Annotated in this window: 14 protein-coding genes; 6 read left to right on the top strand and 8 right to left on the bottom strand. The window is 57.7% G+C overall.

Annotated elements, in window-relative coordinates:
* Positions 1 to 2: 2 nt before the first annotated feature.
* From AC2FJ5_RS09965 to AC2FJ5_RS09945, 5 genes are all read right to left on the bottom strand, one after another.
* Positions 3 to 1,547 carry a Ppx/GppA family phosphatase gene (locus tag AC2FJ5_RS09965; protein ID WP_271949467.1) on the bottom strand — a complete coding sequence of 515 codons (1,545 nt, stop codon included), beginning with the start codon at positions 1,545 to 1,547 and terminating at the stop codon, positions 3 to 5.
* Positions 1,548 to 1,596: 49 nt separating this feature from the next.
* Positions 1,597 to 2,286 carry a P-loop NTPase family protein gene (locus AC2FJ5_RS09960; protein WP_496793255.1) on the bottom strand — a complete coding sequence of 230 codons (690 nt, stop codon included), beginning with the start codon at positions 2,284 to 2,286 and terminating at the stop codon, positions 1,597 to 1,599.
* On the bottom strand, positions 2,287 to 3,360 hold the full coding sequence (locus AC2FJ5_RS09955; RefSeq protein WP_142636822.1) for an AI-2E family transporter: 1,074 nt from the start codon (positions 3,358 to 3,360) through the stop codon (positions 2,287 to 2,289).
* A gap of 91 nt (positions 3,361 to 3,451) precedes the next feature.
* The gene (locus AC2FJ5_RS09950; RefSeq protein WP_496793254.1) at positions 3,452 to 4,426 is read right to left on the bottom strand and encodes an isopenicillin N synthase family dioxygenase; all 975 of its coding nucleotides are present in this window, start codon (positions 4,424 to 4,426) and stop codon (positions 3,452 to 3,454) included.
* Positions 4,426 to 5,790 (bottom strand): FAD-dependent oxidoreductase, encoded by a 1,365-nt coding sequence (locus tag AC2FJ5_RS09945; RefSeq protein WP_496793252.1) that lies wholly within the window; start codon positions 5,788 to 5,790, stop codon positions 4,426 to 4,428. Before AC2FJ5_RS09945 ends, AC2FJ5_RS09950 begins: the two co-directional genes overlap by 1 nt.
* Positions 5,791 to 5,957: 167 nt before the next feature.
* Here AC2FJ5_RS09945 and proS point away from each other — a divergent pair, with 167 nt between their 5' ends.
* Positions 5,958 to 7,298, top strand: a complete 1,341-nt coding sequence (proS, locus tag AC2FJ5_RS09940) for a proline--tRNA ligase (RefSeq protein ID WP_271949474.1) — start codon at positions 5,958 to 5,960, stop codon at positions 7,296 to 7,298.
* Entirely contained in the window at positions 7,282 to 8,172 is an 891-nt protein-coding gene (locus AC2FJ5_RS09935; protein ID WP_496793251.1) for a glycosyltransferase family 2 protein, read from the top strand. The genes proS and AC2FJ5_RS09935 overlap by 17 nt, the downstream gene beginning before the upstream one ends.
* Here AC2FJ5_RS09935 and AC2FJ5_RS09930 read toward each other — a convergent pair.
* On the bottom strand, positions 8,169 to 8,528 hold the full coding sequence (locus AC2FJ5_RS09930; RefSeq protein WP_281972745.1) for a hypothetical protein: 360 nt from the start codon (positions 8,526 to 8,528) through the stop codon (positions 8,169 to 8,171). The genes AC2FJ5_RS09935 and AC2FJ5_RS09930 overlap by 4 nt on opposite strands.
* Positions 8,529 to 8,775: 247 nt before the next feature.
* On the opposite strand from AC2FJ5_RS09930, the gene AC2FJ5_RS09925 reads away from it, so the two are divergent.
* The 3 genes from AC2FJ5_RS09925 to AC2FJ5_RS09915 all read left to right on the top strand — a co-directional run bounded on the left by AC2FJ5_RS09925 (position 8,776) and on the right by AC2FJ5_RS09915 (position 11,896).
* Positions 8,776 to 9,858, top strand: coding sequence for a DUF6492 family protein (locus AC2FJ5_RS09925; RefSeq protein ID WP_496702040.1), 1,083 nt, complete (start codon positions 8,776 to 8,778; stop codon positions 9,856 to 9,858).
* A 63-nt stretch (positions 9,859 to 9,921) separates the two neighbouring features.
* Positions 9,922 to 11,217, top strand: a complete 1,296-nt coding sequence (locus AC2FJ5_RS09920; protein WP_496793250.1) for a lipoprotein-releasing ABC transporter permease subunit — start codon at positions 9,922 to 9,924, stop codon at positions 11,215 to 11,217.
* Positions 11,210 to 11,896 (top strand): ABC transporter ATP-binding protein, encoded by a 687-nt coding sequence (locus AC2FJ5_RS09915; RefSeq protein ID WP_496701624.1) that lies wholly within the window; start codon positions 11,210 to 11,212, stop codon positions 11,894 to 11,896. Before AC2FJ5_RS09920 ends, AC2FJ5_RS09915 begins: the two co-directional genes overlap by 8 nt.
* Here AC2FJ5_RS09915 and AC2FJ5_RS09910 read toward each other — a convergent pair.
* A complete protein-coding gene (locus AC2FJ5_RS09910; protein WP_271949483.1) occupies positions 11,880 to 12,317 on the bottom strand; it encodes a DMT family transporter in 438 nt (145 codons plus the stop codon). The genes AC2FJ5_RS09915 and AC2FJ5_RS09910 overlap by 17 nt on opposite strands.
* A 91-nt stretch (positions 12,318 to 12,408) precedes the next feature.
* Between AC2FJ5_RS09910 and AC2FJ5_RS09905 the strand changes: the two genes are divergently transcribed.
* Positions 12,409 to 12,813: a c-type cytochrome gene (locus AC2FJ5_RS09905; RefSeq protein ID WP_496706570.1), complete on the top strand. Its 405-nt coding sequence runs from the start codon at positions 12,409 to 12,411 to the stop codon at positions 12,811 to 12,813.
* A 3-nt stretch (positions 12,814 to 12,816) separates the two neighbouring features.
* Here the strand turns inward: AC2FJ5_RS09905 and AC2FJ5_RS09900 are convergent, their stop codons facing one another.
* A complete protein-coding gene (locus AC2FJ5_RS09900) occupies positions 12,817 to 13,503 on the bottom strand; it encodes a hypothetical protein (protein ID WP_496793249.1) in 687 nt (228 codons plus the stop codon).

Below are 13,503 nucleotides of genomic sequence, written 5' to 3'. Positions count from 1 at the left end.
GGTCAGCCTTTGATGATCAAGCGGGGTTCGGATTTCAGCGTGCTTGCCAATGAGTTCAGTCGTGCTTCGGCCACTTCGCTAAAGAGAGGGGCTGCGGCTTCGGGCAAAATCAGCTCTAGCTGACGTTTTTTAGGGTACAGCCGAAGCGTGCCCATCGTGGCTTCGTTCTGCATCCACAGCATTGCACCAAAGCGCATGGCTTTGCCCAGAATCTCGGCCTGTTCCTGATCTTTTTCGCCCAACAAGTCATAGAGAGGGGTAAACCGGTTGCCTTCACGCTTGTTGCGATACCTGTGCTGCAGGGCCAGCCCGATATAAACCCGTTCGGAATGCTTTAAACCGCCCAAGTTGGCGCGAGTTACGTAATCAAAGCAGGTTTCGGCGCGGTAATCCGGATGGGCGCGCCAACTGACATCGTGCAAAAGACACGCAGCCTTGATCAGCCTGACCCGCGCGGGCGGCGCGGATTTGAACAGAGGCATGACGAATTCGAACAGATGTTTGCCAAACCCGGGCAGGCGGGCATCTTTGGCTTCGGAAAAATAGCTGGCTTCGATCAAAGGGTCACGATCGCGCAGGATTTGTGGCATCTGTTCGTAAAGCAGGCCTTCGCGGATGCCATAGCTGGAAACGGCAATGTCCTTGGGTTTGAACGTTCGCACCAGTCGCGCAAGCACATCCATCGCATAAGGGATCAGCGCCATCCGAGAACCCGAGACGCCTGCCAGACTGCGCAGTTTTTCCGGGTCACCCTTTTCGATGAATTTGATGGTCTGATGCACCTGCTTTGTCGTCATCCTATATTCATGCAGCACGTTCAGGGGATATCCCCGGCGCAGCATGTCGAGCCTTGCAAAGGCCCGCCAGCTTCCGCCCACCAGAAACAGACGATCGCGCTGAGGGCCCATCTGGTCGCGCAGGTTTTCCATCGTCTCCTTGATTTGCGCCTTGCGCGCGCGACGACCGCCCTTGATATCCCGCAGCTTCAGCGGACCCAGGGCCGACGAAAGGCGACGACCAACGTCTCCGCCACCGATCTCGGCCAGCTCCATCGAGGACCCGCCTATATCACAGATCAGACCATATGCACCGGGCCAGCCCAGTAAAACGCCCTGAGCGGACAGGCGTGCCTCTTCCCCGCCGTCGATGACCGAGACCGTCAACCCGGTTAGTGCGTGAACTTCGGCGCAGAAATCCGGGCCATCCTTGGCCTCTCGCACGGCGGCGGTGGCCACGACGTGCAGCCCCGGCAGACCCAGATCGTCTGACAGCCGGGAAAAACGCTTCAACGCAGCCAGGGCACGTATCCTGCCAAGCGGGTTCAGGCGGCCGGTCTCGGACAGGCCCGCGCCAAGCTCGCACATGACTTTTTCATTGTAGAAATAGGCAGGCGATCGCGCCGCACCATCAAAGATCACCATCCTGACCGAGTTCGACCCTACATCAACAACGCCGACGCGCGACAGGGCGCGGGCCTCGGGGTTGTCAAACAACGGCTTTCCGAAAGGTCCCCAGTCGGGAATGTTGGTATCTACGGCTTGATCCATATCTCGTCCAGATATTCCAGGCTTAAGATGCGAAATCACCGGGGACGGGTCAATCGCTGGTTTCGGCATCTTCCAGTTCCGCACTCAGTACCCGTACGGCCAGAGCCCGCGTGATGTCTCGTTTCTCGGACAGCGCCAGTTGATCCAGCAGCGCCACAGTGCTGGCGGCGGTTTCGAAACGGCGATCCATATGTTTGACGAGGTAAGCAATGACCTCGGGTCCGGGGTTCAGCTGTCGGTCTACGAACAGTTTGGCCAGCACGGCGCCCAGTAGCGCGTCATCGGGCGGGTCCAGCGCAACGTGATGTGCGCCTTCGATCCTGCTTTGCAGGTCAGGCAAGGGCAACTGCCAGAAATTTGGCGCCAGGCGCCCGGTCATCAGCAGAGCGTGGCCTTCTGCCAACACAAGATTGTGCAAATGGAATAGGGTTTTCTGCTGGTCCATATCGCCAGCAATCATTGGGACATCTTCCACCGCGATCGGTGTTTGGGCGAGGTCAGGAACCTCGTCGTGCTTAATCTGCGAGGCTTGCACAATGCGACCACCGGTCTCGGCCGCCCACACATGGGCCAGATGTGTCTTGCCCGCGCCAGCAGGTCCGCTGAGCACCAGTTTATTCCCCGGCCATGAGGTGGCCGAGATCATGGCCACGGCCAGCGCATTTGCGGGCGAGACGAAAAAATCCTCGCGCCCCAGCGCAGTCTTGGCCGGTAGATTAAAGCTCAGCTGTAGGGCCATTCAATCGTCTTCCTGGTCCAAACCCACAAGGCCAGTATACAGACGGCTATCCAAATAGATCGACGTGGCAAAGCGCGCCAGAACGCCAAGTGCTGCAGCGACCGGCACCGCGATCAGCATCCCGACAAATCCGAACAGGGCGCCAAAGACCGACAATGCCAGCAACAGCCAGACCGGGTGCAACCCGACCGAGCTGCCGACGAGCTTTGGCGTCAGAAAATTGCCCTCGGCCACCTGACCCAATGCAAAGACCGCTGCGACCAGCCCAATTTGCGTCCAGTCTCCCCAGAACTGGAACAGTGCCAAACCAATGGCCAGTGAGCCCCCGATCAAGGCGCCCAGATAAGGGATAAACGTGACTAAGCCGGCGATAAATCCAACGACCAGCCCGAACTGCAGTCCGACGGCCATCAGCGCGACGGCGTAATAGGTGCCCAGGATCAGGCAGACTGTGCCCATTCCACGTACAAATGAGGCCAGAACGCTGTCAATCTCACCAGCCAGCCGCTTGATGGTGGGGGCGTGGTCGCGGGGCAAAAGCTCTGCGATACGAGCAATCATGCGGTCCCAGTCCAACAACATGTAGACGGTGACCACTGGGACAATCACCAGCAAAACCACCACGTTGATGGCTGATCCAAGCGACGCAGCGACAGATTGCAGGACATCACCAGTTTTGGACTGAAGCGTCTCACCCAAGGACACCAGAAACTGGTGCGTGTTGGATTCGCGGTCCAAAAGCGACGGGAATTGCTGTTCGATAAACCCTCTTAGCTGCTTGAGAAGGCTGGGCATAACCTCGACCAGGTCGATCAACTGGGTGATCAGCGCCGGAACGACCATCAGGATAAGCAGTACGAAACCCAAAACGCCGACAACCGTGATAACCCCCGTAGCGGCCATACGGGACAGGCCCAGCTTTTCAAGCCTATCCGCAACAGGATCAAGGAAATAGGCAATCGCGCCACCGATTACAAAGGGCAGCAATACATCGCCAAGTGCCCACAACAGCAGTACAATAACCACTGCGGCGATGCCCCAGTACCTGAGTTGATCTCTTACCGGCAAAGCCATGGCTGTCCCCTTGTTTCGGCACGTGCAAACGTTCTTGGCGTATGCGGCCCCACGATGCAAGCGCTTCATGACCCGCCAGAATCGCGCGGGGCTAGTCGCTTAACGTGCCCAGTTCAGGGGTGGCGTCATGGGCTGTTTCGTCGGGCCAGTTGGTGCGCCAGATTTCGGCAGACCAATGGCCGCAATGAACGGATGGACGGTCAAAGCCGGGCAGAGGCGTCAAAAGCGGTTCGACAACCACATCATGCCGCGGCACCGTGAAATACGGGAAGGAATAGCGTTCCTGACCCGATCGGTTGACCACTCTGTGAGGGGTGGATTTCAACCGGCCACCCGACCAAAGCTCTAGCATGTCGCCGATATTGACGACAAATCCACCCGGCGGGCAGTCGGGTGTGATCCAGCCGCCATCGCGGGTCTGAACTTCAAGCCCGCCGACCGGGTCAGGGGCGATGATGGTCAGCGCATCTGTGTCCTTATGCGGGTGGATGCCATAGCCGGTATCGTCCGGGGCCTGAGGGGGATAGTGCAGCAGAGACATATTGGTCATAGGATCATGAAACGCGTCTCGCAGCTGGTTCGCAGGTAGCTTCAATCCCATCTCCAGCGCGCCCAGCAGCATATGCGCGACACCGTCCAGCTTTGACCAGTAATCCAGAATCACTGCCTGTGCCCGTGGAACATGGCGGGGCCAGATATTGGGGCCATAGAGGGCACAATCTCGGCGGATGGGCGCATCTAGGTCCACCTGATAATGCAGCTTGTAGCCTTCGTATTTATCCGCTTTGCCCGACCCGTCATTCGGAGTGAAAAATCCCATGGGTATGTATCCGCGATAGTTCTCGCGTGTGATCGCCTGATCCCATTTCGCATCATCGTCGATGTCGAAAATCGCCCGGACGCAAGTGCGCATGTTGTTGACGGTATCCCGCGAAACGCCGGTGCCGGTAATCGACAGGAACCCAATCCGGGTGCAGGCATCTATGACTGCCTGAACGGTTGCGTTGAAATCGGGGTGACTGGAGTCACCCAGCGGAGCAATGTCGATTGTTGGGATGTGGTCCATCAGCGTATCCTTACGCCTTGCCGTGCCAGTTCTTTATGCACCGGGGCAAGGTTCAATTTATCGAGGTCTTGGTTGCTTTTGAGTGAAAGCGCCGCAGCAATCCCCGCGCCCTGACCCATGACCGCACAGCAAGCCATGTTGCGCGTCGCCGCATGGGCAACCCGGTCCGCCCCATGTGACCGGCCCGCGACCAGCAAGCCTCTGATCCCTTTGGGCAACATCGACCGATAGGGGATATGCATGTACCGGCCCGTCGTGGGCAGGATCAGAATGCCATAGCCGTCGATGAATTCGGGGTAGATGCCGATGGTGTCTTCGAACCGGCCCTGATGGCGGGCGTCATCCGCGGTCATGTTGTACACCGCGTCGATCTTGCGGGTGTCGCGGATGCCGATGGTCATCCCGAAATTCCGCAGCCGGGCGTTCTCACACCCGGGCATGAACCGGCGCAGCGCCTCGATGGCGAGCATTGACTGACGCCGCCCTTCGATCTCACCGCGGGTCATGCTGTCGGGATCGGTGCCATCGATCTCGGCTAGATGAATCAGGTTCATATAGGTCAGCTCACCGGTGTCATGCATCGCACCCCAAGTGCCCGCGATGGTGTTCAGATGTGCCGGGATCAGCCCCTGATCAATCGCCTGCTGGAACGGTTTGTGCACAAAGGGCGAGTACATGTCGTCCTCTTTACCGCTGGTCTCAATGTTCCATTCGCCACCACCGCCCCAGTCCTTATAGGTCTGGGGGTCGGCCTTGACGCCTTCGATAAAGGCGCGCTTGTCGACGCCGGCCAGATGGAACATGACCGAGGCCGCCATCATGTCTTCGCGTGTGGTCTTGTGCGTGGGCGCACCGGCGCGATGGGCGACATCTGCGTCCCCGGTAGCGTCAATGACAACCTTCGCCAGTATCGCCTCGCGCCCGGCTTTGGATTCGGTGATGATGCCGGTGATCCGGTCGCCGTCCATGATCGGAGTCACGAATTGCCGGTGCAGCATCGGATGCACACCGGCCTCTTCGATCAGTTTGTCGGCGACCAATTTGAACCCTTCGCTGTCCAACTCATAACTCAGCGACTGGCTTTCTGGCACCGCCGCACCCATTTCTTTGGCGCGGGTTTCGAACTCCATGCCGATGCCGCCAGCCTCAACCGTTTGTTCGTGGCGATACCAGGCAAAGCCTTCAACGCCGACAGCGGTGATATTGCCGCCCATGCAGCCGAAGCGGTCGACCAGCGACACTTCGGCTCCGGCCCGTGCGGCCGCCAGCGCTGCGGCCAGACCTGCAGGCCCGGAGCCAACGACCAGAACGTCCGTGGAATGGACAACGGGGATCTGACGGGCGGGTTCTTGAATGGTCTGCATGGGCGCCTCGGTGACTTTACATTGCCGCCACATTTGACGCAGCTAACTGGCGGGTCAATCAAAAAACCGACAGGCCTGTGGTCGTAAAACCCCAATGCGTGATTGCCCCCGGCGGGGCTTTGGCATAATCACCTTTGAAGTCGAATTTTACCTCTAAAGGTCAAGCCATGCGCCTCAGCCGTTACTTTCTGCCCGTTCTCAAGGAAAACCCCTCCGAGGCTCAGATCGTCAGCCACCGGCTGATGCTGCGCGCGGGCATGATCAAGCAGGCCGCTGCTGGGATCTATTCCTGGCTCCCGCTGGGGTTCAAAGTTCTGCGCAAGCTGGAAAACATCGTGCACGAAGAACAGGCGCGGGCGGGTCACATCGCCATTCAGATGCCTGTCATGCAATCGGCAGATCTGTGGCGCGAATCCGGACGTTATGACGACTACGGCCAGGAAATGTTGCGCATGAAAGACCGGCATGACCGGGACATGCTTTTTACCCCGACTGCAGAGGAACTGGTGACCGATATTTTTCGGGGTCATGTCAGTAGCTACAAGGACCTGCCGCTGACGCTCTATCAGATCCAGTGGAAATTCCGCGATGAAATCCGTCCGCGTTTCGGCGTGATGCGGGGCCGCGAGTTCTATATGAAGGACGGTTATAATTTCGACTTGACCAAAGAGGATGCGCTGCACGCCTATAACCGCCACCTGGTTACATATCTGCGCACCTATGAGCGCATGGGTTTGCAGGCGATCCCAATGCGCGCCGATTCCGGCCCAATCGGTGGCGACGATACGCATGAATTCCTGGTTTTGGCTGAAACCGGCGAGTCTGAGGTATTCTATGACAGCGCCGTCACCGACCTGACTTTTGGCGACCGTCAGATTGACTATGACGACCGTGGTCAATGTCAGTCCATTCTGGAAGAGTTCACTTCAAAATACGCCCGCACCGACGAGACGCATGACGAGGCGCTGTTCAATCAGGTGCCGGAAGATCGGCGCCGTGTGGCGCGCGGGATCGAAGTTGGCCAGATCTTCTATTTCGGCACAAAATATTCCGAACCTCTTGGGGCAACCGTTCAAGGCCCCGATGGCAAACCAGTTCCGGTCCATATGGGTAGCCACGGCATCGGTGTCAGCCGCTTGGTTGGCGCGATCATTGAAGCCAGCCATGACGACAAGGGCATCATCTGGCCAGAGGGTGTGACCCCGTTCCATTGCGGTATCGTGAACCTGAAACAAGGCGATGACGAAGCGGACGCAGCCTGTGAAAAACTCTATGCCGCGCTGACCGTGCTGGGGTTGGAGCCACTTTATGATGACCGTAACGAACGGGCAGGCGGTAAATTCGCCACGATGGATTTGATCGGCCTGCCTTGGCGGATCACGGTCGGTCCGCGCGGCCTGAAGAACGGTGTGGTGGAACTGACTTGCCGCCGCACAGGCGAAAGCGAAGAGTTGAGCCCCGAAGCCGCCGTCACCAAGATCGCCGAGATCTATGAGCGTATCGCCTGAAACCGACGCGCCGCTGATCTCGGTCATCACGGCGACATATAACCTACTGTCCCAAGGGCGGCAGGACAGTTTCCGCGAAGTCATAGCCTGTATGGCCCGGCAGAGTTGCGACCGGGCCGAACATATCATTCAGGATGGCGCATCGGATGACGGCACTGTGGCGTTTCTGGAAGAGCTGACGGCAGGTGCACCACGAACGCGCGTGATCAGCGCGCATGATACTGGCCTGTATGATGCCATGAACAAAGGTGCCGAGGCTGCACAGGGTGATTATCTGCTGTTCCTGAACTCGGATGACTCGCTGGCATCGGATGACATTTTGAACACCCTTGCCGACCGGCTTGCGGAATCTCGACCGGATTTCCTGTATGGCTCGACCCTGCGCAAATACGAGGACGGTTCCGAAAGTCGGGAAAAGCGCATGTCGCTCAAAGCGATCCTGCAGCGGATGCCGTTCTGCCATAATTCGGTGTTGCTGCGGCGGGATGTGTTTCAGGCGCTTGGCGGGCATGACACGCAGTTTCGGGTGGCTGCGGATTATGACCTGATGCTGAGGCTTGTCGCTGCCGGATATCAGGGAGAGCGCACGGTTGAGCCTGTTTCCATGTTCTGGGGCAGGGGCGTAACCAGCGACATTGTCAAAACCGCCGAGGATTATGCCCGCGTCTGGGTTCAATTCTATTCAGGTTTCAATGCAGCGCGGACCCTGACCCAACAGGATTTCTTCCGGTTCTACCGCCGCGGACACATGCCTGCCAATCTGATGATCGAATTACTGCGGCGCCCAGATACCCCGGACGGGATCAAACTGGCGGCACGCCATAGCCTATGGAAAACGGCCCGCCGATCCGTACAGTTTTGGCGGCGCTATTAGTGGCCTGCCGCAGTCGGTCGGACGGATAGCAGATCGCCATCAGCCTCGGATCCGCGTGGAACAACGATCGGACGGCCCAAGCGATTGACCAAGTCCTTAAATTCGAACCCCAGAAAGCGTATTCCGCAAACACGGTCGCCAGTCATGCGATCGGTGATACATAACCGCCCCTGTCGAAACGCCAAATGGTACCCTTTATCTTTCAGGATATCCGTCAGATTGCCCCAGCTTGCGGCACCGGAAAATATCGGGCGTATCGCCGCGCGCAGCAGTGCTGCGGTCTCGCAATCAATTTCTGTAGATAGTTTCCGGGCCGAAATTGCGCCCGGTTGTTCTGTTTCAGTACGAATATTCATGAGCGACCCCCGCTCTGGAAATGAATTCCCCCACAAAGTAGGGTGACAAAGTTTCTTTAAATAATCAAAAAGCGAAATAATATTGCGCCTAAAATGTTGCATTTTGAGTGCAGTTTCACCCTGAATGCTCACATTGACTTCATAGCTGAAACAATGCGGTGCTGTCTGTGAAGGGCTTCACAACCAAGGGTATAATGCCGCATGTGGAAATCATCCATATTTTGAAAAACCCCGACCTGATTCGCCGATGGTTGAATTTCTTGCGGAATTGGATCACCTGGAATTTGCTGATACACGGGCCGAAAATCACAAAAGGATCCACGGTTTGCTGAGCTTCACAACCGTCGTCTATTCCAAAGACTTCCCCTTGCTTGAATTGCAGGCATTGTCTTTCGCCCGATTTGTTGACCCTGATCAGGTCGGCTCGATCCGGGTGATCATGAACGATGTGGACGAACCGGCACTGCGCGCGATGGTGGAACCGATTTTGGCTTCTTACGGTCCGTTGCGACCCAAAGTTGAAGTCCTGAGCGGCGATGACGTTTTGCTGTCTCCTGGGCAATGCGCGCGCCGGTCGATCTCGGACAGGATATTGGTCGAAAACCGATACCGCATTCCGGGCGCGCGCAAGGGTGGATGGCGTGGCAACAACGGATACCGGACACAGCAGGTTTTGAAATTGGGATCTGCTCGGGCTGCCTCGACAGAAAACATTGTAATACTGGACACCAAGAACCTGTTTCTGCGCCCCTTTCAGGAGGCCGAGTTTTTCTCGGACAGTGGTGCGGCGCGGATTCCGTTTATCGGTGTGAACAGCGATTATCATAGACGCTGGCTGGAACAGAGCTTTGATGCGCTGGGCGCGTCGATCCCGGAAACGGACGGCCTGCAGACAACAAATTTCGCAACGCCGTATCCTGTGCGCCGGTCGCTGATCCTGAATCTGCTGCAAGAGATAAATGCGCGCCACGGATCGGTTCAGTCGCTATTTGCCTCTCGCAGGCGCCCGTCTGAGTTTATGTTGTTGAATGCATTTTGTCTGAAATCCGAAGCCGGTTTTGCGCCTTGGTTCGAACCCTCGGGAAACACCAGCATAGGGCTGTGGCCATCCTTTTCGGCGCAGAAACTGACCGATGAGCTTTCCCGGCTGGACGATCCGGAAACTTTGACCCTAGGCTTGCATAACAGAGCGCTTTACAAGCTGCCCGCCGACATTCGAAACCGGGTGTTTCACGAGCTGGAAAGCCGCGGTATCTGCGATCGTTCCATCGCCGAGGCCGCCTTGAACAGAACCGCTGCTTTGACGGGGCAAGTCGAAGTGGGCGGATAACCGGCTTGACCCCCGGTCGAATTGCCGAGAGGGTCGCCACAAAACAAAACCAGCGGAGCAGACATGGCCAAGACACCACCGCCATTTGCGCTTTTTGAGTGGAAAATCGCTTGGCGATACCTGCGTGCGCGCCGTGCTGAAGGTGGCGTCAGCGTGATGACATGGATTTCGCTGATCGGGATTACCCTGGCAGTGTTTGCGCTGATCGCCACATTGGCCGTCAGGTCCGGTTTCCGGTCCGAATTTGTCGGAACCATTCTGGGGGCTAACGCCCATGTGACCGTGTATTCATCGGGTGAGTTCGCTGCGCAGGGGCAGGTCGATCGCACCATTGCGGATTATACGGACATGGCCGACCGGATCGCTCAGGTTCCGGGCGTTCAGCGTGCAGCACCTTTGGTGAAAGGTCAGGTTCTGATCACCAATCGCGACCGCAGCAGCGGGGTTGAGGTATTTGGCATCCAGCCCGAAGATTTGCTGGAACTGCCCGGTGTCGCCGAAAGCGAACAGGCGGTTGGTGATCTGTCGATGTTTCAGAACGGCCAGGACGTCATTGCCATAGGTTCAGGCGTCGCGCGCAGCATCGGGGCGACGGTGGGCGATACCATCAAGCTGACCTCGCCCAATGGGGTGAAGACCGCGTTTGGCACCTCTCCCCGAGTGAATGCCTACCAGGTGGTTTATGTGTTTTCTGCTGGGCGTTATGACATCGACCGGACGCGGGTCTATATGCCCTTCGAACAGGCGCAGGGTTTTTTCAACCGCGAGGGTGTGGCTGATGAGATCGAAGTTATGGTTGACCGCCCCGAAGAACTGACGCCGATCCTGATCCCGATCCTTGAAGCCGCAGGCGAGCGCAGCCAGATCTGGACATGGCAGGATGCCTCGGGCGGGTTCCTCCGCGCGCTTGAAGTGGAAGACAACGTCATGTTCATCATCTTGTCGATCCTGGTTCTGATCGCGGCGATGAACATCGTCTCGGGTCTGATCATGCTGGTGAAAAACAAGGGTCGAGACATAGGCATCCTGCGCACGATTGGCCTGAGCGAAGGCTCGATCCTGCGCGTGTTCTTTATCTGCGGCGCGTTTACCGGGATCATCGGCACTGCGTTGGGCGTGGTGCTGGGCTGTCTCTTTGCAATCTATATCGACCCAATCTTCAGTTTTGTGAACTTTGTGATGGGGGGCGGGGTTTGGGATCCGTCCATCCGCGGCATCTATGCGCTGCCTGCCGAGCTGCATCTTTCGGATGTGCTCAAGGCCGTTGGCCTATCTCTGGGCTTGTCCTTCCTGGTCACCTATTTCCCCGCCCGTCGCGCGGCGCGGCTGAACCCTGTTGAGGCGCTGCGCTATGAGTGATGTAATGATGCGATTGGCCGGTCTGACCAAGACTTACCTCAAAGGCACGCCGGGCGAAGTTCAGGTGTTGCGCGGTGTCGATTTGGACCTGCGTGCGGGCGAGGCCGTGGCTCTTGTGGCGCCCTCTGGTGCCGGTAAGTCGACGCTGTTGCATATTGCCGGATTGTTGGACACACCCGACACAGGATCGGTTGAGATTGCAGGCCAGAACGTGACCGGGAAAGGTGATCGCACGCGAACTGCGTTGCGGCGGCAGGATGTCGGCTTTGTCTACCAGTTTCACCATCTGTTGCCAGAATTCACCGCGTTGGAGAATATTACCCTCCCGCAGCTGGCCAATGGCGTGTCCGAGAGAGCGGCCCAGGACCGGGCGATGTCCCTTCTGGATCATGTCGGCGTCGCTGCGCGCGCCGATCACCGGCCGGCCGCCCTGTCTGGTGGTGAGCAGCAACGCGTGGCCTTCTGCCGCGCATTGGCCAACAAACCTCGGGTTCTTCTTGCGGATGAGCCGACCGGCAATTTGGACCCTGAAACCTCGGATCAGGTTTTTGACGCATTGATGGCTTTGGTGCGGGACGAGGGGCTCTCGGCTCTGATCGCCACACATAACATGCAGCTTGCCGCCCGGATGGACCGAACACTGAGGCTGGACGGAGGCGCGCTTAGGCCAGTTGAGTGATTGCAACGCCTGCAGCCATCACTGCGATACCGCTTGCGCGAACCCATGTCAGCGGGGTGACCTGCGCGCCAAACAAGCCGAAGTGGTCGATGGCTGCAGTGCTGACGAGTTGCCCAAGAAGGACAAAGAACACCGCGTTGCCGACCCCGAAATGTGGTGCAACATGGGTGATCGACAGAACATAAAAGGCGACAAGCACACCGGCCAGAAGCAGGTGCTTGGGGGCATCGGCAATTTTTGAAAGGGCGCCAAAGCCAGGAAAAACCACCATCAAGGCTGCACTTGATGCAAAGGCTATCGCAAACAGGACCACAGCCGCTGTTGTTGGCGACCCGATCAATTTGCCCAATGCGGCATTCAACGCGGCAAGGATCGGAACCCCAATTCCAGCCACAAGCATAATAGCAGCATATTGTGTCATGCGGTTTTCCTATTGCCTCGTTGATCTGGATCATTGCGCCAAGCCCAGGCACGGGCAAGCCTGAAAATGTCAAATCTGACAGGAGGATGTGATGATCAGACAGGCAATGGGGGCGCTATCGATAGCGGCGTTTGTGACGGCGTCTCAGGTCAGCGCGCAGGATGCAGATACCGGCGCCGAGCTGTACCAGCATTATTGTGCAACCTGCCACGGGATCGACGCGACGGGCTATGGTCCAATGGCAGGCGTCCTTGTTATTCAGCCAACTGACCTGACGCGGCTTGCAAGCAGCGAAGGGGTATTCCCGACCGCTCGTGTTGTGGCGCGCATAGATGGACGAGACCCGCTGGTCAGCCATGGCAGCCCGATGCCAGTCTATGGACCGTATTTCGAAGGGCAGGATACGGCGATGAAAACACCAGATGGGCAGCCGATCCTAACCAGCCAGCCGATCGTGGATCTGGTGGCTTATCTGCAGACGCTGCAGGTCAACTGAACGTTACCGACAGATTCCTTTGATCTCGGCATCGGCCCAGGGGATGACCACTGTGCTTTCACGCTTGTCACCACGTAGCGGAGCCAGATCGAAATGTGCGCCCAGCATCTCGTGCAGACGCCTGGTGCGGGGCGCCGAAGGATCCAGCGCCCGGCAACAAATGTATTCCTCGACAATGGCCCCCTGCTGTTCGTACCCGTAGGACAGGAAATCTGGTGAGTTCTCCAGATCGAATTGATAGGGGTCGTTATTCCCGCCATGCTCGGCTGCGGCGCGCAGTGGATGATAGCCGGTCTTCTTGCGGTTTTGCCATTGCCACACATGGGTCAGTTCATGACCCAGCAGCATCGCCGCGATCAGGTTCATCCGATCCGGGAATTCGGACATGTAATCGTCCAGATACCAGTCCCGGGTGAAATAGACCTTGTTGAACAGGGCCACTGCCGCGGGTTTTGCGGTAACGATACCTTCCTGCGGGGCGGGAAAAATGCGCTCGCGGCAGGCAAGGCGTGACCGATCTTTACGATAGAAAGTTATTGGCGCAACTGGTGCGCCTTCGACCAACCGCACTTTGTTGAGTTTCAGCGTATCACCCTGAAGTGTGCGGGTAAAAGCAGCCTCCTGATCAGTCAGTGGGCGACCGCAAGCGGTGAATACCAAAAGGGACGTCATCAAAATGAGGCGTAACAT

The sequence above is a fragment of the Ruegeria sp. CDSA221 genome, assembly GCF_059611825.1.
The sequence above is the reverse complement of the archived record's forward strand: the minus strand, read 5'-3'. Positions and strand labels throughout refer to the sequence as shown.